The 20,488-nt window shown below is 67.7% G+C and carries 24 protein-coding genes and 1 tRNA gene; 12 read left to right on the forward strand and 13 right to left on the reverse strand.

What is annotated here, in order from left to right; genetic code table 11:
* The first annotated feature begins 117 nt into the window (after positions 1 to 117).
* Positions 118 to 1,077, forward strand: coding sequence for a complex I NDUFA9 subunit family protein (locus LWW89_RS03620; RefSeq protein ID WP_293261198.1), 960 nt, complete (start codon positions 118 to 120; stop codon positions 1,075 to 1,077).
* Positions 1,078 to 1,370: 293 nt separating this feature from the next.
* Positions 1,371 to 2,612, forward strand: coding sequence for a multifunctional CCA addition/repair protein (locus LWW89_RS03625; protein ID WP_293261201.1), 1,242 nt, complete (start codon positions 1,371 to 1,373; stop codon positions 2,610 to 2,612).
* A 530-nt stretch (positions 2,613 to 3,142) separates the two neighbouring features.
* On the opposite strand, the gene LWW89_RS03630 is transcribed toward LWW89_RS03625, so the two are convergent.
* Both LWW89_RS03630 and LWW89_RS03635 read right to left on the reverse strand, forming a co-directional pair.
* On the reverse strand, positions 3,143 to 3,628 hold the full coding sequence (locus tag LWW89_RS03630; RefSeq protein WP_293261204.1) for a DUF4124 domain-containing protein: 486 nt from the start codon (positions 3,626 to 3,628) through the stop codon (positions 3,143 to 3,145).
* Between the two features lie 37 nt (positions 3,629 to 3,665).
* Positions 3,666 to 3,863, reverse strand: coding sequence for a DUF2905 domain-containing protein (locus LWW89_RS03635; protein ID WP_293261207.1), 198 nt, complete (start codon positions 3,861 to 3,863; stop codon positions 3,666 to 3,668).
* 110 nt (positions 3,864 to 3,973) lie between these two features.
* On the opposite strand from LWW89_RS03635, the gene LWW89_RS03640 reads away from it, so the two are divergent.
* Complete coding sequence (locus LWW89_RS03640) at positions 3,974 to 4,780, forward strand: alpha/beta fold hydrolase (protein WP_293261210.1); 807 nt, start codon at positions 3,974 to 3,976, stop codon at positions 4,778 to 4,780.
* A 3-nt stretch (positions 4,781 to 4,783) separates the two neighbouring features.
* Here LWW89_RS03640 and LWW89_RS03645 read toward each other — a convergent pair whose 3' ends face one another.
* Complete coding sequence (locus LWW89_RS03645; RefSeq protein WP_293261213.1) at positions 4,784 to 4,984, reverse strand: putative motility protein; 201 nt, start codon at positions 4,982 to 4,984, stop codon at positions 4,784 to 4,786.
* Positions 4,985 to 5,130: 146 nt separating this feature from the next.
* Between LWW89_RS03645 and LWW89_RS03650 the strand changes: the two genes are divergently transcribed.
* Positions 5,131 to 5,460, forward strand: a complete 330-nt coding sequence (locus tag LWW89_RS03650) for a hypothetical protein (protein ID WP_293261216.1) — start codon at positions 5,131 to 5,133, stop codon at positions 5,458 to 5,460.
* Positions 5,461 to 5,571: 111 nt separating this feature from the next.
* On the opposite strand, the gene LWW89_RS03655 is transcribed toward LWW89_RS03650, so the two are convergent.
* The gene (locus tag LWW89_RS03655; protein WP_293261219.1) at positions 5,572 to 6,726 is read right to left on the reverse strand and encodes an SAM-dependent methyltransferase; all 1,155 of its coding nucleotides are present in this window, start codon (positions 6,724 to 6,726) and stop codon (positions 5,572 to 5,574) included.
* A gap of 189 nt (positions 6,727 to 6,915) precedes the next feature.
* On the opposite strand from LWW89_RS03655, the gene LWW89_RS03660 reads away from it, so the two are divergent.
* The 3 genes from LWW89_RS03660 (at position 6,916) to LWW89_RS03670 (ending at position 9,727) form a co-directional block, all read left to right on the forward strand.
* Positions 6,916 to 7,662, forward strand: a complete 747-nt coding sequence (locus LWW89_RS03660; protein WP_293261221.1) for a pteridine reductase — start codon at positions 6,916 to 6,918, stop codon at positions 7,660 to 7,662.
* Positions 7,663 to 7,700: 38 nt separating this feature from the next.
* On the forward strand, positions 7,701 to 8,645 hold the full coding sequence (gene ttcA / locus LWW89_RS03665; protein WP_293261224.1) for a tRNA 2-thiocytidine(32) synthetase TtcA: 945 nt from the start codon (positions 7,701 to 7,703) through the stop codon (positions 8,643 to 8,645).
* A 167-nt stretch (positions 8,646 to 8,812) separates the two neighbouring features.
* On the forward strand, positions 8,813 to 9,727 hold the full coding sequence (locus tag LWW89_RS03670; RefSeq protein ID WP_293261227.1) for an FHA domain-containing protein: 915 nt from the start codon (positions 8,813 to 8,815) through the stop codon (positions 9,725 to 9,727).
* Positions 9,728 to 9,850: 123 nt separating this feature from the next.
* Here LWW89_RS03670 and LWW89_RS03675 read toward each other — a convergent pair whose 3' ends face one another.
* The 8 genes from LWW89_RS03675 to recA form a co-directional block, all read right to left on the reverse strand.
* Entirely contained in the window at positions 9,851 to 10,168 is a 318-nt protein-coding gene (locus LWW89_RS03675; RefSeq protein WP_293261230.1) for a PsiF family protein, read from the reverse strand.
* Positions 10,169 to 10,206: 38 nt separating this feature from the next.
* A complete protein-coding gene (gene hprK, locus LWW89_RS03680) occupies positions 10,207 to 11,142 on the reverse strand; it encodes an HPr(Ser) kinase/phosphatase (RefSeq protein WP_293261233.1) in 936 nt (311 codons plus the stop codon).
* Positions 11,111 to 11,596, reverse strand: a complete 486-nt coding sequence (ptsN, locus tag LWW89_RS03685; protein ID WP_293261236.1) for a PTS IIA-like nitrogen regulatory protein PtsN — start codon at positions 11,594 to 11,596, stop codon at positions 11,111 to 11,113. Before ptsN ends, hprK begins: the two co-directional genes overlap by 32 nt.
* A gap of 255 nt (positions 11,597 to 11,851) precedes the next feature.
* Positions 11,852 to 12,172 carry a ribosome-associated translation inhibitor RaiA gene (gene raiA, locus LWW89_RS03690; RefSeq protein ID WP_293261238.1) on the reverse strand — a complete coding sequence of 107 codons (321 nt, stop codon included), beginning with the start codon at positions 12,170 to 12,172 and terminating at the stop codon, positions 11,852 to 11,854.
* Positions 12,173 to 12,184: 12 nt separating this feature from the next.
* Positions 12,185 to 13,690: an RNA polymerase factor sigma-54 gene (locus tag LWW89_RS03695; protein ID WP_293261240.1), complete on the reverse strand. Its 1,506-nt coding sequence runs from the start codon at positions 13,688 to 13,690 to the stop codon at positions 12,185 to 12,187.
* A gap of 79 nt (positions 13,691 to 13,769) precedes the next feature.
* Entirely contained in the window at positions 13,770 to 14,546 is a 777-nt protein-coding gene (gene lptB, locus LWW89_RS03700) for an LPS export ABC transporter ATP-binding protein (RefSeq protein ID WP_293261243.1), read from the reverse strand.
* A gap of 4 nt (positions 14,547 to 14,550) precedes the next feature.
* Complete coding sequence (gene recX / locus LWW89_RS03705) at positions 14,551 to 14,997, reverse strand: recombination regulator RecX (RefSeq protein WP_293261246.1); 447 nt, start codon at positions 14,995 to 14,997, stop codon at positions 14,551 to 14,553.
* A gap of 18 nt (positions 14,998 to 15,015) precedes the next feature.
* The gene (recA, locus tag LWW89_RS03710; RefSeq protein ID WP_293261249.1) at positions 15,016 to 16,041 is read right to left on the reverse strand and encodes a recombinase RecA; all 1,026 of its coding nucleotides are present in this window, start codon (positions 16,039 to 16,041) and stop codon (positions 15,016 to 15,018) included.
* Positions 16,042 to 16,197: 156 nt separating this feature from the next.
* Here recA and LWW89_RS03715 point away from each other — a divergent pair, with 156 nt between their 5' ends.
* From LWW89_RS03715 to LWW89_RS03725, 3 genes are all read left to right on the forward strand, one after another.
* Positions 16,198 to 18,213, forward strand: a complete 2,016-nt coding sequence (locus LWW89_RS03715) for a UvrD-helicase domain-containing protein (RefSeq protein ID WP_293261252.1) — start codon at positions 16,198 to 16,200, stop codon at positions 18,211 to 18,213.
* Between the two features lie 178 nt (positions 18,214 to 18,391).
* Entirely contained in the window at positions 18,392 to 18,667 is a 276-nt protein-coding gene (locus LWW89_RS03720; protein WP_293261255.1) for a hypothetical protein, read from the forward strand.
* A gap of 117 nt (positions 18,668 to 18,784) precedes the next feature.
* Positions 18,785 to 19,057: a hypothetical protein gene (locus LWW89_RS03725; protein WP_293261258.1), complete on the forward strand. Its 273-nt coding sequence runs from the start codon at positions 18,785 to 18,787 to the stop codon at positions 19,055 to 19,057.
* Between the two features lie 79 nt (positions 19,058 to 19,136).
* Here LWW89_RS03725 and LWW89_RS03730 read toward each other — a convergent pair whose 3' ends face one another.
* Positions 19,137 to 19,574 (reverse strand): c-type cytochrome, encoded by a 438-nt coding sequence (locus LWW89_RS03730; protein WP_293261261.1) that lies wholly within the window; start codon positions 19,572 to 19,574, stop codon positions 19,137 to 19,139.
* Positions 19,575 to 19,704: 130 nt separating this feature from the next.
* Between LWW89_RS03730 and LWW89_RS03735 the strand changes: the two genes are divergently transcribed.
* Positions 19,705 to 19,781, forward strand: a tRNA-Arg gene (locus LWW89_RS03735).
* 104 nt (positions 19,782 to 19,885) lie between these two features.
* Positions 19,886 to 20,470, forward strand: a complete 585-nt coding sequence (locus LWW89_RS03740; protein WP_293261264.1) for a DUF6538 domain-containing protein — start codon at positions 19,886 to 19,888, stop codon at positions 20,468 to 20,470.
* Positions 20,471 to 20,488 lie beyond the last annotated feature (18 nt).

Genomic DNA, 20,488 nt, shown 5'->3' on the forward strand with positions numbered 1-20,488 from the left:
GAAACCGAAGGGAAGGGCGAAAACGCCGCGTTTTGGCGTAAAATGCCGGCGTAAAGCAAAAGCACGCTTCCCGGACGGCGCGGCCGTCCCCCTTCCTAAAACGACGGTTTTGCACCCATGGCGATGAACAAGATCCTGGTAATCGGCGGTAGCGGTTTCGTTGGCACCCACCTGGCCAACCAGCTCGTGGAACGGAACATCTCGGTGGTGGTGCCCACCCGCCGCCGCGAGCGCACCAAGCAACTGATCCTGCTGCCCGCCGTGGACATGATCCAGGCCGACGTCTTCGACGAAGCCGCCCTGGTGCGCCTGATGGACGGCGTGGACGCGGTGGTGAACCTGGTCGGCGTGCTGCACAGCGACCCGGCCCTGCCCTACGGCCCGGCCTTCAAGCGCGCCCACGTGGACCTGCCGCAGATCATCGTTTCCGCCTGCAAGAAGGCCGGCGTGCGCCGCCTGGTGCACATGAGCGCCCTCAAGGCTGCCGCCGACGCGCCTTCCGAATACCTGCGCTCCAAGGCCGCCGGCGAAGCCATCGTCCTGGCTGCCCAGGGCGAGCTGGACGTGACCGTGTTCCGCCCCTCGGTGATCTTCGGCCGCGGCGACGCCTTCCTCAACATGTTCGCCCGTCTGCTCAAGTCCTTCCCGGTGATGCCCCTGGGCGGCGCCAGCGCCCGCTTCCAGCCGGTGTGGGTCGAGGACGTGGCCCGGGCCTTCATCGCCAGCCTGGAAGACGAATCCACCTTCGGCCGCGCCTACGACCTGGCCGGCCCCCGGGTCTACAGCCTGCGCCAGATCGTCGAGTACGTGGGCCAGCTCACCGGTCACCGCCGCCCGGTGATCGCCCTGTCCGACGGCTGGGCCTACCTGCAGGCCGGCCTGATGACCCTGCTGCCCAAGCCGCCCCTGTCCCCGGACAACCTGCGCTCCATGGAGATCGACAGCGTGCTGGCCGGCGACAGCGTCGCCCCGGCCGGCTGGAACCCGGAATACCTGGAAGCGGTGGCCCCCACCTATCTGGGCCGCCACCAGCCCAAGCTGCGCCTGGACGTGTTCCGCGCCCACGCCGGTCGCTGACCGCTGACCGCACCGCGCCAGCCGGCGCTTTCCAGGAGACCCCCGCGGTCGCCCGCTGCAAGGCCCTCGACCGAGGGCCTTGCGTCTTTTGGCCGTTGGCATCGACCCGGCGGCAGCCAGCGGCGCTTCGTTCGGCGCAGGTCGGTCCTGTGCGGGACGCTGCCCGAACCCGCCCGTGGGGGCGGGCGTATCGGTGCCTGCTACCGGGCGAGCGGCCTTCGTTGCAGTGTGTTCTCCCGCGCCCCGGTTTGCCGGGGCTTTCCTCCACCTGAGCGAACCCAGCCTTCCTGCCCATGAAAACCTACATCGTCGGCGGCGCCGTGCGCGACCGGCTCCTCGGCCGACCGGTCAACGACCGGGACTACGTGGTGGTCGGCGCCTCCCCCGAGGCCATGGTGGCCCAGGGCTACCTGCCCGTGGGGCGGGATTTTCCCGTCTTTCTCCATCCCAAAAGCAAGGAGGAGTATGCGCTCGCTCGCACCGAGCGCAAGACGGGGCGCGGCTATCACGGTTTTGCCTTTTACGCGGCGGAAGACGTCACCCTGGAAGAGGACCTGGCCCGGCGCGACCTGACCATCAACGCCATGGCCGAGGAAGTGGGCGGCGACGGCACGGTGGTGGACCCCTACGGCGGCCGGGCCGACCTGGCCGCCAAGGTGCTGCGCCACGTCGGCCCGGCCTTTGCCGAGGACCCGGTGCGCATCCTGCGCCTGGCCCGCTTCGCCGCCCGCTTCGCCGATTTCACCGTGGCGCCGGAAACACTGGCCCTGATGCGCGGCATGGTGGACGACGGCGAGGCCGACCACCTGGTGCCCGAGCGGGTCTGGCAGGAGGTTTCCCGCGGATTGATGGAGCCGGCGCCGTCGCGCCTGATCCAGGTGCTGCGCGAGTGCGGCGCCCTGGCCCGGCTGGCGCCGGAGATTGACGCCCTGTTCGGCGTGCCCCAGCGCCACGAATTCCACCCGGAAGGGGACGTGGCCGCCCACCTGCTGCTGGTGCTCGACCGGGCCGCGGCCCGGGGCGAGCCCCTGCCGGTGCGCTTTGCCGCCCTGTGCCACGACCTGGGCAAGGGCTCCACCCCGGCCGAGTACCTGCCCCACCACCACGGCCACGAAGAGCGCGGCGTGCCCCTGGTGGAGGCCCTGGCCGCCCGCTGGAAGGTGCCGACCGACTGCCGCGATCTGGCCCGCCTGTGCACCCGCTACCACGGCACCATCCACCGGGCCGCCGGGCGTGACGAGCACCTCACCCCGTCCACCTACGTCAAGGTGCTGGAGCATTGCGACGCCTTCCGCCGCCCGGAGCGATTCGCCCAGCTCCTCGCCGCCTGCGCCTGCGACGCCCAGGGGCGCCTCGGCCACGGCGACGATCCCTATCCGGCGGCGGCGCTGTGGGAGCGGGCCCGGGCCGCGGCGGCGGCGGTGGACGGCGGCGCCATCGCCCGGCAGTGCCAGGAAGCGGGCAAGCCGGCGACCATCCCCGAGCGGCTGCACCAGGCCCGGGTGCGGGCGGTGGCCGAGGCGTTGTCCGGCTGAGGGGCAGAGGGGCTGGACGGGCGTGCGCCTGTAACCGGCGCCCCTGGCCGATTTTCCGATAAAGGATGTGAGGAACGGTCGACGCCGCGGCGTTGCACGGCCATGCGCGGGAACGCCAAGCGGGGCGCGCCTTTCCACAGGGGGCGCTGCGGGATCGTGAGGCTGGCCGATCCGCCCGGGCTGGACCGGCTAGCCGTGGGTATCGGGCAGGCAATAGGGACGACGGAGCGGCTAGGCGGCGCCGGATGTATTAATAAAATTCATCTATCCAGCTTGGCGGAAAGCAAAGGTCCGCGCCAGTATTGGTGTTTGGCGCTCCGCCTGTTGGGAAACATGAAGAAAATTAATAGATCGAAAGTACTCCCCGGACGCCCCGGCACCCGTTGGCGATGGCGTCGCCAGGCATGTCGGGGCATGCCGGTGCCTGCGACGGGCGAAGATGCTGAACGGGAGGGATGAGCAGGAGAGGGAGGATCGGGGCGGTACGGCCGTAGCCGCGTACCCACGGCACCGGCCGCAGCCGGCGGCCCTTACTCCAGGGACCGGGTCTGGGAGCGCAGGGCTTCCACCTTGCGCTCGGCCCGCTGCACGTCGGCCTTGAGCTGTTCCTGGCGCTGGAAGTAGCTCTCGCGCAGGCGCGAGGTGCCGCCCACGTTGCCGACCCGCTCGCCGGGCAGGGGCTCCTCGCCGTCCTTCTGCCGTTGCCGGGCGGCCTCCAGGTTCTGTTCCGCCGCCTTGAGGGCATCGTAGGAGGCGTCGAAGCGCTCCTGGCGCGCATCGCCCTGGGCGGCTTCCGCCTTTTCCTGTTGCAGACGGCGCTGGGCCTCGGCGCTCTGCTCGGGGGTCACCGTGTCCGCCGGAGCGATGCTTTCCACCTTGCGGGCGCCGGCAGGTACCGAGTCGCCGAAGACGACGCGGCCGTCCGGGGTCACGTAGCGGTACATCTGGGCGCTCGCCGGAACGGCGGCCAGGGCCAGGATGGCGGGGAGGAGGCAGAGCAGGGGGGCGCGGGTCATGGCGGTTGGAGTCTCAGGGGCCGTTGCCGGTTCCGGCCTACAGCAGGCGCAGTACCAGGCCCAGCAGGGCCGACAAGAGCAACGTGGTGGTAAAGGGAAAATGGTAGGCTCGACCGCGGAAGGCCACACGCACGTCGCCTGGCAGCCGGCCCAGGGGCAGACGCCGGGCCATGGCCGGATGCAGCACGCCGATGACGATGACCGCCAGGCCCAATGCAATAATCCACTTCAGCATGACAAAAAACCCAAAACCGAAGCCGCCATTTAACCATGCCCTCCCGGCCGGCGGCCCCGCCGCCTTGCCGATGCGCCGGGGCGGTTTTCCTCCGCTCTCCTGATCCGACCATGACCCCAAAACTGGAAATCATCACCCGCCTGCCGCCTGCAGGCGTGGCGCGCAAGCCCGTGCCCCTGCTGTTCGTCCATGGCGCCTTCATCGGCGCCTGGTGCTGGGACGAGTACTTCCTAGCCTGGTTCGCCGCCCGGGGCTACGTGGCCCAAGCCGTGTCCCTGCGCGGCCACGGCCAGAGCGAGGGGCACGACCACCTGGACTGGTGGAGCATCGGCGACTACGTGCGCGACGTGCGCTTCGTCGCCGCCGGCATGGAGCGGCCGCCGGTGCTGATCGGCCATTCCATGGGCGGTTTCGTCGTGCAGAAGTGCCTGGAATACGCCAAGGACGAACCCTGGCCGGCGGCGGCCCTGCTGGCCGCGGTGCCGCCCCACGGGCTGGCGGCCAGCACCATGCACCTGGCCCTGGCCCGGCCCGACCTGTTCGGCGAGATCAACCGCTACATGGCCGGCCACGCGGCCCATCCTGACCTGCTGGCCGACGTGCTGTTCGCCCACCCGATGGATGAGGCGCGGCTGGAGCGCTACTACGGACTGATGCAGGGGGAATCGTCCCGGGCACTGTGGGACATGAGCCTGTTCGACCTGCCGCGGCTGTACGCGATGCGGGTGCCGCCCCTGCTGGTAATGGGGGCGGAGGCGGACCGGCTGATTCCGGCCGCCCAGGTGCGGGCCACGGCGGGGGCCTACGGGGTGCCGGCCCATATCTTCCCCGACATGGGCCACGGCATGATGCTGGAACGGGACTGGCTCCAGGTGGCCGAGCACCTGGCCGCCTGGCTGGAGAGCCTGGAGCTGTGAGCCTCAGGCGGTGGTGTTGACGTTCTGGCCCAGGTGGTCCGGCAGATTGGCGGACTGAACGGGCTGGGGCAGGGCGGCGATCAGGGCCATGGCGCCCTGCTGCTCGATCTGCATGGCCTTCTTGAGCACGCTCAACTGGACCTGGTTGGTCTGGTTGAGGGTGGTCATGGCCGTGGCGGTGGCGGCAATGCTGGTGACGTCCATCGGACTCTCCCGATTCATCGGCCCCGGAGGGCGGCAAGCAAACAACAGACAACAACGTACGCCAACAACTTTATCATAGTCGATCCCGCCCGTGCCGGCCGGGGGCACGAGCCCCGCCGGCACGCACATGCCTACAAGGACACGCCATGATCGATGCCCTGCGCTACGGCCAAGATGCCGACGCCGTTTCCCTGGAAATCACCCGCCGCCTGATCGCCCTCGGGGCCGACTGGGGCAACCCCGCCCAGATGCGTGCCCTGGCCGAAGAGATGCTCGACGAGACCGCCCTGCACCGCATCCGCGAGCAGGCCGCCGGCGGCGACCATCTGGCCCAGGCCAAGCTCGACCTGTTCGGCCTGTCCGGGATCATGCTGATGACCATGGAGCACAGCGCCGACCAGGGCATCCTGGCCCACGGCAACGACGCCTGGAAGGCGTTCGCCCGGGCCCTCTGGCAGGCCAAGGACGGGGCCTGAGACGAAATTCGGAGCCTGGCCGGCCCGTACGCGGCGGCCCGAATCCGGACAATATCCGGGCGAAGACGCCGCCGAATGCCCCCCGCCGCCCGGGCGGGGAGGGTCGAAGGCTTACAGCGCCGCCAGCCGGTCGTGGCGGGCGAAGCCGACCAGGGGTTCGGCCAGGCCCTTGCCGCAGGCCAGCACCTTGAACAGTTCCCCCATTTCCGCCGGCGAGGTCAGCTTGTGCACCGCGCCGGTGGCGCGCAGCCGGGCGTTCTCGTCGGGCAGGGCGGCCAGGGCGTCGAGCAGCCCGCAGTTGTAGAGGAAGGCCGCCTGGCCGGTGTAGCCGAGCACGTCCAGGCCGCCGGTAAAGGCCGCTTCGGCCATGGCGGTGAAATCCACGTGGGCGGTGATGTCCTGCAAGCCGGGCAGAAAGAACGGGTCCGGGTGGGCGTGGTGCCGGTAGTGGCACATCAGGGTGCCGGCGCGGCGGTCCGGGTGGTAGTACTCCCGGCCGGGAAAACCGTAGTCGAACAGCAGCACCAGGCCGGCCTCCAGGCGCCGGCCCCATTCGCCCATCCAGGCTTCCGCCGCCAGGTTGATTTCCGACAGGTAGCCCGGCGCGATGCCGTAGTCCCCGGCCAGCCGGGCCGCGCCGGCGGCCAGCGCCCCGGCGGCGGGCCGGTCTGCGAAGGCGAAGCGGCCGTCCTCCGCCAGGGCCACGCCCCGTTCCTGAGGCCCGGTATCGCTCCAGCGCACCAGTTGCACCGGCATGGCGTCGAGCACCTCGTTGCCCAGCACCACGCCGCGCCAGCGTTCCGGCAGCCGGTCGAGCCAGTGCACCCGGGGCAGCAGGTGGGGGGCGGCGGCGGCGATGGTGTCGCGCTGGCGGGCGGCCAGCTCGCCGGAGACTTCCAGGATGGCGTAGGTGTCCGGCAGTGCACCCCGGGCTTCCAGGGCGAGCAGCAGGTCGGCGGCCAGCCGGCCGCTGCCGCCGCCGGCTTCCAGCACCTGGGGCGCACTGCCGGCCATGCCCTGGGCCACCTGGACGGCGACAGCCTGGGCGAACAGGGGCGTCAGTTCCGGCGCGGTGACGAAATCCCCGGCCGCGCCGAACTTGTGGGCGCCGCCGGCGTAGTAGCCGAGCCGGGGGGCGTAGAGCGCCAGTTCCATGAAGCGGGCGAAGGACAGCCAGCCTCCGGCCTCGCGGATCGCCGCGCGGAGCTGGTTGCTCAGGGCGTCGCTGGCGGCTTGGGCGTCGGGGGAGGGCAGGGGCAGGGCCATGGCAGGGATCGCTGGGGAAGTGGGACCGCGGAGGAGGGACGGAGAGGCGAAGGGAAGAGAAGTGTGAAATATTTCCTGGTGTGTGAAATTTTTCACGCCTTCCGGCGCTCGGGAAAAGGCCGGAATCATCGGGCAATCCGTTAAAATTCGCAAACTTAGCGCAACACACGGGACAAGGCCGAGGAAGCGATGCACGAATTGGCAGGCAAGGTGGTTCTGGTGACCGGGGCGGCCCGGCGGGTGGGGGAGGCGATCGCCCGCCGCCTGCACGGCGCCGGGGCGACGGTGGCGTTGCACTATCGCCACGCCGTCGCCGAGGCCCAGGCCCTTGCCGCCGAGTTCGAGGCCCTGCGCCCGGGATCGGCGGCCTGCCTGCAAGCCGACCTGCTCGACACCGCCAGCCTGCCCGGCCTGGTGGACGGGGTGCTGGAGCGTTTCGGCCGCCTCGACGGGCTGGTGAACAACGCCTCCAGCTTCTTTCCCACGCCGCTGGGGGAGATCACCGAGGCGGCCTGGGACGACCTGGTGGGCAGCAACTTCAAGGCGCCCCTGTTCCTCACCCAGGCGGCGGCGCCGGCCCTGGCGGCCAGCCGCGGCGCGGTGGTGAACATCACCGACATCCACGCCGAGCGGCCTCTGGCAGGCTACGCCCTGTATTGCGCCGCCAAGGGCGCCCTGCTCACCCTGACCCGGGCGCTGGCCGTCGAGCTGGGGCCGGCGGTGCGGGTCAACGCGGTGGCGCCGGGGCCGATCCTGTGGCCTGAAGGCGATGATTTTCCGGCGGCGGCCCGTCAGGCCATCGTCGATCACACCCTCCTGAAGCGCGAGGGCAGCCCGGACGACATCGCCCGGGCGGTGTGCTTCTTGTTGGCCGAGGCGACCTACGTCACCGGCCAGGTCATCAACGTGGACGGTGGGCGCAGCGCCCACCTCTGAAATCGGGTGCCGCTGGCGCCCGTGAAAGAAGCAGCATCGTGGAATTTTCGAACAATTTCCTGCGCCTCAAGAAGAAGCTCGAGAGCCAGGTGGGCCGGGCCATCGGCGACTACGCCATGATCGAGGACGGCGACACCGTGATGGTGTGCCTGTCCGGCGGCAAGGACTCCTACACCCTGTTGTCGGTGCTGCTGGCCCTGCGCGAGCGGGCGCCGATCAAGTTCCGCATCATCGCCATGAACCTGGACCAGAAGCAGCCCGGCTTTCCCGCCGACGTGCTGCCCACCTACCTGGCCCAGCTGGGGGTCGAACACCGCATCGTCGAGGCCGACACCTACTCGGTGGTCAAGGAGAAGATTCCCGAGGGCAAGACCACCTGCTCCCTGTGCTCGCGCCTGCGCCGCGGCATCATCTACCGTACCGCCAAGGAGCTGGGCGCCAACAAGATCGCCCTGGGCCACCACCGGGACGACATCGTGCACACCCTGTTCCTCAACCTGTTCTTCGGCGGCAAGCTCAAGGCCATGCCGCCCAAGCTGGTGACCGACGACGGCGCCCACGTGGTGATCCGCCCCCTCGCCTACTGCGACGAGGCCGACATCGCCCGTTTCGCCCGGGGCATGGGCTATCCGATCATCCCCTGCAACCTGTGTGGCTCCCAGGAGAACCTGCAGCGGCAGAAGATCCGCGAAATGATGGCCGAGTGGGACCGCAAGTACCCGGGCCGCACCGAATCGGTGATGACCGCGCTGCAGAACGTGGTGCCGTCCCATCTGGCCGACAACGCCCTGTTCGACTTCAAGGGCCTGCGCCTGGGTATGGACCCGGCCGATGCCGACGGCGGCGACCTGGCCTTCGACGCCCCCGAGCTGCCGCCGGTGATGCCGGCCATGGACGCCGCGGCCTGGGCCCGGGCCGGCGGCGCGGAGGATGGCAGCGATACGCCGCTGGGCAATTTTCCGCTCCCGGTCGTAGCACGATGACATGGGGCGGCAACGTGGCAGCCGGACAATAAACGGTTTGCTACACTGGCCGCCAGACCGGTTCCGGGAGGAACCGGCGCCTGGCAGCCTCGCACACTAACTAAGAATCGACTGGGATCGACACTGTATGGGGGTGGCACGCATGTGGGCAAACCGGGGGGAACGCCATGATTAATCCAGTGGCGCTGGTACTGCATATCGACGTGGTGGGGTCGGCCCGCCTGGCCGGTAAGATCGGCCGGCTGGAGGCCCAGCACGCCGTGGACCGCTGCCTGAAGCGGGTAGAGCGTTCGGTACTGGGGGCCGGCGGCGTCGTCGGCCAGTGCGTCGGCGGCCAGATGGTGGCCGGCTTCCCGTCCGCCGAGAGCGCCTGGCATGGCACCCTGGAGATGCTGGTGCGGGTGGACGACCTGCCCCCGGTATCGGGCATCAAGCTCGATTTGCAGCTAGGGCTGTGCGCCGGCGCCCTGGACGATGCCGCGGTGGCGCAGCGCGCCGCCCGCCTGGCCGACCTCTGCGTGCCCGGCCGGGTGGCCCTGGACGCTGGCACCCGGGAGATGCTGGCCCCCGACGAACAGGAGCACCTGGTGGAAGCGGACGGGGTGCCCGACGGCCTGGCGCCGGTCTATGTCTTCGATCCGGAAACCACCGATCCCTCCACCGCCATGCCCCTGACCGCCACCACCTTGGCCAACCTCAACGGTTCGGCCGGTGCCGCCCTGGGGCTCCGCATCGGCGAGCCGGTCCCGCCCGCCGGCAGCGGCCGTTTCTGCGTGCGCTACCGGGGCAAGGCCTATTTGCTCGACGAGGGCTCCGTAGCTCTGTCGATCGGCCGCGGCAACGGCAACGACGTGATTGTCACCGACGGCAAAGTGTCGCGCAGCCACGCCCGCATCGAGCGCCGCCCCGGCGGCTTCGTGCTGGTGGACCAGAGCACCAACGGCACCTACCTGGTCTGCACCGGGGGGCCGGAAATGTTCCTGCGCCGCGAGGAGATCATCCTGAACGGCGCTGGCCAGCTGGCCTTTGGCCATTCCACCACCGCCCCCGGGGTGGAAGTGGTGACCTTCGAGCACCTCTGATCCCTCGCTGGCCCCGGGCGTTTTCCGGGCGTGCAAGGCAAAAGGCCGATCCCGCGGGATCGGCCTTTTGTTTGTGTGCTTGATGAGGCGGGCCGGCATGCAGCCCAGCCCGGTGCCGTCGCCTCAGCCTTTCAGGCAGGAGCTCATGAACTTCTTGCGCTCGTCGCCCTTGAGGGCCTTGTCGCCGGCTTCCTTGTTGCAGGACTTCATCTTTTCCTGCTGCGGGGTCACCTTGCTGTCCTCGGCGGCGGTCTCGCCCTTGAGGCAGGAGCTCATGAACTTCTTGCGCTCGTCGCCTTTCAGGGCCTTGTCGCCGGCCTCCTTGTTACAGGACTTCATCCGTTCCTGCTGGGGAGTGGGCTTCTTCTCGTCGGCGGCCAGGGCGGAGCCGGCGGCGAGGGTGGCAAAGGTCAGGGCGACAGCGGCGGCTAGGGTCTTCATGGCACTTCCTCCAGAGGGGATGATGACGGCGAACTAGCTTACAGGTCTTCGTCCAACAATTCACGCTGCTGGCGCTGGATGAATTCTTCCATGCTGTCGATGCCGCGCAGCTGCAGGATGGTGTTACGCACCGCCGCCTCAAGCAGCACCGCCAGGTTGCGCCCGGCAGCCACGGGAATGATCACCTTGCGTACCGGTACGCCCAGGATGTCCTGGGTCTGGGCATCCAGCGGCAGGCGCGGGCTTTCCACCCCGGCCACCGGCTTTTGCAGGTGCACGATCAGCTTGAGCTTCATCTTCCGCCGCGAGGCGGTCTCGCCGAAGATGGTGCGGATGTTGAGCAGCCCCAGGCCGCGCACTTCCAGGTAATCCTTGAGCATGCCCGGGCAGCGGCCCTCGATGGTGGTGGGGGCGATACGCGCCAGCTCCACCACGTCGTCGGCCACCAGGCCGTGGCCCCGGGAGATCAGTTCCAGGGCCAGTTCGCTCTTGCCGGCGCCGGAGTCGCCGGTGATCAGCACACCCATGCCGAGCACGTCCATGAACACGCCGTGCACCGCCACCGTGTCGGCCAGGCGGCGCGACAGGTAGATGCGCAGCAGGTCGATCACCGCTGAGCAGGGCTTGGGAGTGGCGAACAGGGGGGTGCCGGTGGCCTCGCAGGCTTCCTGGATGGTGGGCAGGACTTCCAGGCCGTCGGCGATGATGATCGCCGGCGGGTGGGCGGCGATCAGGTCGTCCACCTGCTGCTTGAGGCGCTGGGGAGCGACCCGCAGGGACCATTCCCGCTCGGCCACGCCGAACACCTGGAGGCGCTCGGGGTGGATCAGGTTGAGGTGGCCGACCACGTCGGCCCCGTAGTTGCCCCGCTCCTTGAGTTCTAGATGACGTTTGGCGCCGTTGGCGGCGACCCAGGTCAGGTCGAGCTTGTCGCGGTGGTCCTCAAACAGCTGCGCGATGCTGATCTGGCGCATGGGGTGCCCCGTGGATGAAGAGGTCGCGCAGGATGGTGGCGTCGCCGCCGCTGGCGAGCTGTTCGCGGAAGCCGCGATCGGAGAAGCGCTGGGCCAATTCGGACAGGATTTGCAGGTGCTGCTCGGTGGCCTGTTCCGGCACCAGGAGCACGAACACCAGGCTCACCGGCTTGCCGTCGGGAGCGTCGAAAGGCACCGGCGCGGCCAGGCGCAGGAAGGCGCCGACGGCTTCCTTGAGACCCTTGATGCGGCCGTGGGGAATGGCGACGCCCTGGCCCAGCCCGGTGGAACCGAGCTTTTCCCGGGCGAACAGGCTGTCGAAGACCGTGGCGCGGGCAATGCCGTTGCGGTTTTCGAAGAGAATGCCGGCCTGTTCGAAGACCCGCTTCTTGCTGGTCGCTTCCAGGTCTAGGACGACGTTTTCGAGAGGAAGGAGTTTGGCGATGAGCTCCATCGGACGATCCACGGAGACGTTGAACGGGCCAGCCTTGAATGCACGGTGCCACCGGTGTGGCGATGGGATTCGGAGCGGGCCGGGAGGAAATCGGGCCGGGGTCTCGGAGACTAAGGGCGAAACGTGGCCGGGAGGATACAGGATTTCCGGTCGTTGCGCTGACGGGGGCTGCGCCCCGGGGCAGCGAGGGTCGAGGGGCCCGTGAGGGGAACAGTCGGCGGGCCCCCGCGGGGCCCGGCCGATCCGTTGGTTAGATCACTCGGCGACGGGGATGTTCTTCTCGTCCCGGTGGTGATCCTGGATTTTTTGCTTGTGCTTGATGACTTGGCGGTCCAGCTTGTCGATCAGGCTGTCGATGGCGGCGTACAGGTCGGAATCCTCGCTCTCGACGAAGATGTCCTTGCCGCGCACGTGGACGGTCACTTCGGCCTTTTGCTTCAGCTTCTCGACCGAGAGGATCACGCTTACGTCGATCACGTTGTCGAAGTGACGGATGACGCGGTCCAGTTTGCCGGTCACGTATTCACGGATCGCCGGAGTGACTTCCAGGTGATGCCCACTGATCTGCAGATTCATGGTTCTACTCCTTTAGAGGGACTTGCGGAGATTGGCAGCTGGAATGCCCATCCCCTCCCGGTATTTTGCTATCGTCCGGCGGGCGACGACAATGCCCTGCTGGCCGAGGATGTCAGCAATCTGGTTGTCCGAGAGAGGCTTCTTGGCGTTTTCCGAGCCCACCAGCTGCTTGATGAGGGCGCGGATGGCGGTGGCCGAACAGGCTCCGCCGGTATCGGTGGCCACATGGCTGCCGAAAAAATACTTCAGTTCGAAGATACCCCGGGGCGAGGCCATGTACTTCTGGGTGGTCACCCGGGACACGGTGGATTCGTGCAGGTCGAGGATGTCGGCGATCTCGCGCAGCACCAAGGGGCGCATCGCCACCTCGCCGTGGTCGAAGAAGGCGCGCTGCCGGTCCACGATGGCCTGGGAGACGCGCAGGATGGTGTCAAAGCGCTGCTGCACGTTCTTGATCAGCCAGCGGGCCTCCTGCAACTGGCCGGACATGCCGCCGCTCTCGCCGCGGGTGCGGTGCTTTTGCAGCAGGTCGGCGTAGAGCCGGTTGACCCGCAGGCGCGGGAAGGCGTCTGGGTTGATGCTCGCTACCCACTGATTGCGCACCTTGCGCACGATCACGTCGGGGATGATGTAGCGGGTTTCCAGGGGCGCGTAGCGGGCTCCCGGGCGCGGGTCCAGGCCCATGATCATGGCCTGCACCGCCTTCAGCGTCTCGTCGTCGCAGCCGAGCTGGCGCTTGAGCCGGGTGAAGTCCCGGTTGGCGAGCAGGTCCAGGTGCTTTTCCGCCAGGGTCAGCGCCAGGTTGCGCACCGGGCCGGCGGGGCGGGCGCGCAGTTGCAGGGCCAGGCATTCCTGGGGACTGCGCGCGCCCACGCCGGTGGGGTCCAGGTTCTGCACGTGCTTGAGGGCGATCTCCAGTTCTTCCGGCTCGACCTCCAGCTCGTGGGGCAGGGCTTCGCCCAGTTCGTCCAGGGACTGGTCCAGGTAGCCGTCGTCGTCCAGGGCCTCGACGATGAAGCTGGCCAGGCTGCGGTCCCGGTCCGACAGGGAGGTCAGGCCCAACTGCCAGTTTAGGTGGTCCTTCAGACTGGTGACGGCGGCCTGGATGTCCTGGCCGTCGCCCTCGTCGTCCCCGTCGTTGTCGCGGCTGCCGCTGGGAAAGCTGCCCTCGGCGAACCAGCCGTCGTCTACGCCGGCGTCGCCACCCTCGGCGGTGTAGTCGCTGCCTTCACCGGATTCACTGGACTCGCCGTTCTCCCCGGATTCGCCCCGTTCCGCCTGGGCGCTGCCGTCGGCCGCCTGCTCGCCGCTGCTCAAGGCGTCGGCAAAGCCCGGCTCGGCGGGGCGGGCGGCGGGTTCGAAATCGTCCTCCCGCTCCAGCAGGGGGTTTTCCAGCAGGTATTGCTCGATTTCCTGGTTGAGCTCGAGGGTCGACAGCTGCAGTAGCTTGATCGACTGCTGCAACTGGGGCGTGAGCGCCAGGTGCTGCGAGAGCTTGAGCTGGAGGCTGGGTTTCATCGGCAGCGGCAACCGGCTGCTGCCTCATGGGGCGGCGCGGCGGCGGGGCGGTGGAGCATGGGCATGGAGCGGGTCGCGGTCACAGGCGGAAATGCTCGCCCAGGTAGACCTTACGCACGTCGTCGTTGTGCACGATCTCGTCCGGGCGGCCGGCGGCCAGCACGCGGCCCTCGTTGATGATGTAGGCCCGGTCGCAGATACCCAGGGTTTCGCGCACGTTGTGGTCGGTGATCAGCACGCCGATGCCGCGGGCCTTGAGGAAGCGGATGATCTTCTGGATTTCCAGCACGGCGATCGGGTCCACCCCGGCGAAGGGCTCGTCGAGCAGCACGAAGCGTGGATTGGTGGCCAGGGCCCGGGCGATCTCGACCCGGCGCCGCTCGCCGCCGGACAGGGCCACCGCCAGGGTGCCGCGCAGGTGGCCGATGTGCAGCTCGTCGAGCAGGGATTCGAGGCGGTTCTTCACCTCGTCCTCGGGCAGGTTCTGCAGTTCGAGCACGGCCTGGATGTTCTCGGCCACGTTCAGCTTGCGGAACACCGACGCTTCTTGGGGCAGGTACGAAAGGCCTTGATGGGCACGCTGGTGGATCGGCTGGTGGGTCAGCCGGGCCTCGTCCAGGTAGACCTCGCCGCCGTCGGCGGCCACCAGGCCCACCACCATGTAGAAACAGGTGGTCTTGCCCGCGCCGTTGGGGCCGAGCAGGCCGACCACCTCGCCGCTGGCCACGTCGAACGACACGTCGTGGACCACGGTACGCTTCTTGTAGCGCTTTTGCAGGTTGTGGGCAGATAAGCGGCTCTGGCTGGCCGGCGCCGGCTGGGCCGGGGCGGTGGAGGTGAGGGTGGCGGCGTTCATGCGGTCATTCGTCATCGAGGCCGCGCACGACGCGGCGGATGATCTCCATGGAAAAACCTCGCTGGGCGAGGAAACGCATCTGTTTGGCCCGTTCCGCCGCATCCGCGGCGGGGGTGCCGAATTTCTTCTGCCAGACCGACTTGGCCCGGGACGACTCGTCGTCGGCCTGGGCCAGGGCGGTGGCGATGGTGGCGTCGTCGACTCCGGCCGTCGCCAGCTCCTGGCGCAGCCGCTGGTTGCCGTAGCGGCCGGCGCGCACCGTCACGCGCATCTCGGCGTAGCGGCCGTCCGAGAGCAGCTTGCGGGCGGCCAGCTCGTCGAGCAGCCGGTCCAGTTCCTCGCGGCTTTCCGCGTGGGGCGCCAGCTTGCGCGCCAGTTCGGACCGGGAATGCTCGCGGCGGGCGAGCAGGGCGACGGCCCGTTCCCGCAGGGAGCGTTCGGTCGGTGCCATGCGCTCCCGGGGCCGGCCTTAGGCCTCGGCCGGGGCCGCCACGCCGGTGGGCAAGGCGACGCCGACGGCGGCGCGGATTTTGGCCTCGATCTCGGCCGCGGTTTCCGGACGCTGGCGCAGGTACTCGCGCACGTTGTCCTTGCCCTGGCCGATCTTCTCGCCGTTGTAGGCATACCAGGCGCCGGACTTCTCGACGATCTTGTGGGCCACGCCCATGTCGATGATCTCGCCTTCCCGGGAGATGCCTTCGCCGTAGAGGATGTCGAAGATGGCCTCGCGGAACGGGGGTGACACCTTGTTCTTCACCACCTTGACCTTGGTTTCGTTGCCGATCACCTCGTCGCCCTTCTTGATGCCGCCGATGCGGCGGATGTCGAGGCGCACCGAGGCGTAGAACTTGAGCGCGTTGCCGCCGGTGGTGGTTTCCGGGCTGCCGAACATCACGCCGATCTTCATGCGAATCTGGTTGATGAAGATCACCAGGGTGTTGGTCTTCTTGATGTTGGCGGTGAGCTTGCGCAGGGCCTGGCTCATCAGGCGGGCGTGCAGGCCGGGCAGGGAGTCGCCCATCTCGCCTTCGATTTCGGCCTTGGGCACCAGGGCGGCCACCGAGTCGATCACCACCACGTCCACGCTGCCAGAGCGCACCAGCATGTCCGCGATTTCCAGGGCCTGTTCGCCGGTGTCGGGCTGGGAGATGAGCAGCTCGTCCAGGTTCACGCCGAGCTTCTGGGCGTAGCCCGGGTCCAGGGCGTGTTCGGCGTCGATGAAGGCGGCGGTGCCGCCGAGCTTTTGCATCTGGGCGACCACCTGCAGGGTCAGGGTGGTCTTGCCGGAGGATTCGGGACCGTAGATCTCCACCACGCGGCCGCGGGGCAGGCCGCCCACGCCCAGGGCGATGTCCAGGCCCAGGGAGCCGGTGGACACCACCTGCAGGTCGTTTTCGACGTTGCCTTCGCCCATCTTCATGATGGAGCCCTTGCCGAACTGCTTTTCGATCTGGGCCAGTGCGGCGGCCAGGGCTTTGGCTTTGTTTTCGTCCATATTGGGAATCCTTTGCAAGAATGGCCCGATTATTGCACAAACCGGCCCGAGCCTCGCAGCCGCCGCCTGCGTCTCGGTCCGGTGCGGGGGTGGGCTAAAATGGCGCCTCGTGCATCCATCGGCGCCCCGCTCCTGGCGGGGCGCGCTGTTTTCCCCATGGCAGAACTCAATCCCCCCCAGCGCGAAGCGATCCGCTACCTGGATGGCCCCTTGCTGGTGCTGGCCGGCGCCGGCTCGGGCAAGACCCGTGTGATCACCCAGAAAATCGCCTACCTGATCGAGGAGTGCGACTTCCATCCCGGCTCCATCGCCGCCATCACCTTCACCAACAAGGCCGCGCGGGAGATGGAAGAGCGGGTGGGCAGCCTGCTCACACACCGCAGCGGCCCGTCGCCGCTGATTTCCACCTTCCACTCCCTAGGCATGCGCCTGCTGCGCCAGGAATCCCGGGCGCTCGGCTACAAGCCGGGATTTTCCATCCTGGATTCCACCGACTGTTTCGGCCTGGTCGGCGAGCTGACCAAGTCGGTGGACAAGAAGGTGGTGCGGGCGGTGCAGAGCCAGATTTCCAGCTGGAAGAACGCCCTGATCAGTCCGGACGGGGCTGCCAGCGTCGCCCAGGGCGAGACCGAGGCCCTGGCCGCCCGGGTCTACCGGGACTACGAGGCCACCCTTAAGGCCTACCAGGCCATGGACTTCGACGACCTGATCGGCCTGCCGGTACGCCTGTTCGAAGAACATCCGGACGTCTGCGAGCGCTGGCAGAACAAGCTGCGCTACCTGCTGGTGGACGAGTACCAGGACACCAACGCTTGCCAGTACCGGCTGTTGAAGCTGCTTACCGGCCCCCGGGCGATGTTCACCGCCGTGGGCGACGACGACCAGGCCATCTACGGCTGGCGCGGCGCCGACATCGAGAACCTGCGCGGCCTGCCGCGGGATTTCCCCCGGCTGAAGGTGATCAAGCTGGAGCAGAACTACCGCTCCACGGTGCGCATCCTCAAAGCCGCCAACACCCTTATCGCCAACAACGAGAAGCTGTTCGACAAGACTCTGTGGTCCGACCTGGGGCTGGGCGACCCGATTACCGTCACCGTGTGCAAAGACAACGAGCACGAGGGCGAATCGGTGGTGATGCGCCTGCAGGCGCACAAGTTCGAGAACCGCACCCGCTTTGCCGACTACGCCATTCTCTACCGCAGCAACCACCAGGCCCGCACCATCGAGCAGTACCTGCGGGACGCCCGCATCCCCTACCTGATCTCCGGCGGCCAGTCCTTCTTCGACAAGGCCGAGATCAAGGACATCACCAGCTACCTGCGCCTCTTGGCCAACAGCGACGACGACCCGGCCTTCATCCGCGCCGTCACCACGCCCAAGCGCGGCGTCGGCACCTCGACCCTGGAAGTGCTTGGGCGCTACGCCGGCGAGCGGCACATCTCGCTGTTCGCCGCCTTGTTCGAGGAAGGCTTCGCCCAGCGCGTCGGCGCCCGCCAACTCGAACCCCTGCTCGAATTCGGCGAGTTCATCAACCGCCTCGAATGGCGCGCCAAGAAGGAGCCGGCCGGCCCGGTGCTGGCCGACATGCTCGACGCCATCGGCTACGAGCGCTGGCTGTTCGACCACGAAGAGGTCCGCGCCGCCGAATCGAAATGGGCCAACGTTCAGGAGTTTTCCGCCTGGCTGACCAAGAAGGGCGACGAGGATGGCAAGACGCTGGTGGAGCTGACCCAGACCATCGCCCTGATCAACATGCTGGAAAAGAAGAATGCCGACGGCGGCGAGATCGACGCGGTGCAGCTATCCACCCTGCACGCCTCCAAGGGGCTGGAGTACAAGCATGTCTTTTTGGTGGGGGTGGAGGAGGGCATCCTGCCCCACCGCGAATCCACCGCCCCGGACAAGCTGGAAGAAGAACGCCGCCTGATGTACGTGGGCATCACCCGGGCCCAGCGCAGCCTGCATGTTTCCTACTGCGAGAAACGCAAGCAGGCCAAGGAATGGATTCCCTGCGAGCCGTCGCGCTTCATCGAGGAAATGGGCAAGGACGACCTGCGCATCTCCGGCGGCAAGCAGTCGGCGCCGCCGGAAAAGCAGGAAGTGAAAAAACGCTTCGGCAACCTCAAGGCCATGCTCGCCGGTGGCGGCACGGACCCAGGGAGCGGCGGTTAAGGCGGCGCCAGACCGCCGATTACAACTTGAAACGCCTTGTCACGCGCCTGATGACATCGGAACGGTCAGCGGCCGCGTTAATGCACTCAAGGCCCGGCGCGGTGCACACACCAAGCACCGCCAGGACCGGAACTCAAGCAGTGCATTTTTCGTAGTGACCCGTTCAAGGAGTTTCATCATGCTGAAGATCGTTGCCGCCACCGTTGCCTCCCTGTTCGCCGCCGCCGCTTTTGCCCAGGCCCCGGCCGCCGCTCCCGCCACCCCGGCTGCTCCCGTCAAGGCCGAAGCTGCCGCCAAGCCGGAAGTGAAGAAGGAAGAAGGCACCAAGGTCGAGAAGAAGGCCGAAACCAAGCACCATGCCAAGAAGGCCCACAAGGCCGAAGGCAAGGAAGCCAAGCCCGCCGGTGAAGCCGCTGGCGCTGCTGCCCCGGCTGCCGCTCCCGCTGCCAAGTAATCCGGCCGCACCGAACCGCACCACCCACTGACACGACATCCACCGGGGAGCAGCCCGCTCCCCGGCCCACGCGGCGGTACGCCCAGAGGGCCCGCCCGTCACCCGAGGAGAAACATCATGCTGAAGATCGTTGCCGCTACCGTCGCTTCCCTGTTCGCCGCCGCCGCCTTCGCCCAGGCCCCGGCTGCCGCTCCCGCCACCCCGGCCGCTCCGGTGAAGGCCGAAGCCGCCGCCAAGCCGGAAATGAAGAAGGAAGAAGGCGCCAAGGTCGAGAAGAAGACCGAAGCCAAGCACCACCACGCCAAGAAGGCCCACAAGGCCGAGGGCAAGGAAACCAAGCCCGCCACCGAAGCTGCACCCGCTCCGGCCGCCGCTCCCGCCGCCAAGTAATCCGGCGAGCGCTGCCGCAAAGCAAAACGGGATGCCTAGGCATCCCGTTTTGCTTGTGCTGCGGTAAGTCGCAGTGCGCTTACTTGGCCAGGTCGGTGATGTACTTCACCACGGACTTGATCTCGTCGTCGCTCAGGTCGGCGCCGCCCTTGGCCGGCATGGCGTTCTTGCCGTGGGTCACGCTGTTGATCAGGGCGGGCATGCCCTGGGCGATGCGCGGCGCCCAGGCGGCCTTGTCGCCGGCCTTCGGCGCGCCAGCGGCGCCGGTGGCGTGACAGGCGGCGCAGACGGTTTCGAAAATGGTCTTGCCGTCGCGGGGGCCGGTGGCGACGGGAGCGGCCTTGGCCAGCTCGAGCTGCGCCACGGGGGCGATGCGGGAATCCACGTCGTCGCTGTTGGCGGCCTTGCCGATGGGCTTGCCGACATAGGCAAAGGGAACCACCACGGCCATCAGGGCCACGGCGGCGACCAGGGTGATCACCATGATCTTGGACGAAGAACCTTTCTGCTCGGCCATGCTGAATCCTTTTTACACGCGCGGGATTGGAAAAGCGCAGATTATAACCGTAGGAACCCCTTGTTTTGGCGCGGTTTGTACGGAAAATTTGGACAGGTGCGGCGAATTTCGGTATTCTCACGCCTCCCAAGCGCCCGTAGCTCAGCTGGATAGAGTACTGCCCTCCGAAGGCAGGGGTCGTGCGTTCGAATCGCGCCGGGCGCGCCAAAGATTCAAGAAAGGGCTGATTCCGCAAGGAATCGGCCCTTTTTGCTTTGCGGGAACGCTGGAATTGCTACACGTCACTGCTACACGTGAAGGGCGCGCCAGCGATGCCGGGGCATACCAACTTGGTCCGCAGAGGGGCTACGTATTACTTCAGGGCGCGGGTTTCTGAAGACCTCCAGCAGCACTACCAGCGACGGGAGTTCTTCCTCTCGCTGAAGACTAGGGACCGGCTTCAAGCCGAGGAAGCCCTGATACGTCTCAAGGCTCGGCTACTCGATGACTTCACCGCTCTACGGGGGGTCGCTCAAGCCGCCCCCGACCTTTCCCCACTCATCGCGCGCCCCAGTCTTTCTGTCCCAGCCTCCGCAAAGGTCTCGCTGTGGTCGTTGGTCGAGTATTGGACCAACCAAACGGAACGCCGCCCCCGCACGCTGATGGAGGTCAATACCGCGTTCAAGCGGCTCATCGAGTGCAATGGCGAACTCTCGCCTGCTGAGGTTGAGAAGCGGCATATCGTCACCTTCAAGGATTGGATGCTGGCGCAAGGGCGCTCGGCGGCGACGGTTAAGAAGTCCATCGGGCTGTTGTCGGCGGTCTTCGAACTGGCGGTGGCAAACGACAAGATGCCTGCCAACCCGACCAAGGGAATCCGTCGACGTCCCCCCGTTTTCAGTAGCAGTGGGCTTTAGAATCCGAGGTTAATTTAC

It is taken from the genome of Oryzomicrobium sp., from assembly GCF_021287045.1.
GTDB lineage: Bacteria > Pseudomonadota > Gammaproteobacteria > Burkholderiales > Rhodocyclaceae > Oryzomicrobium.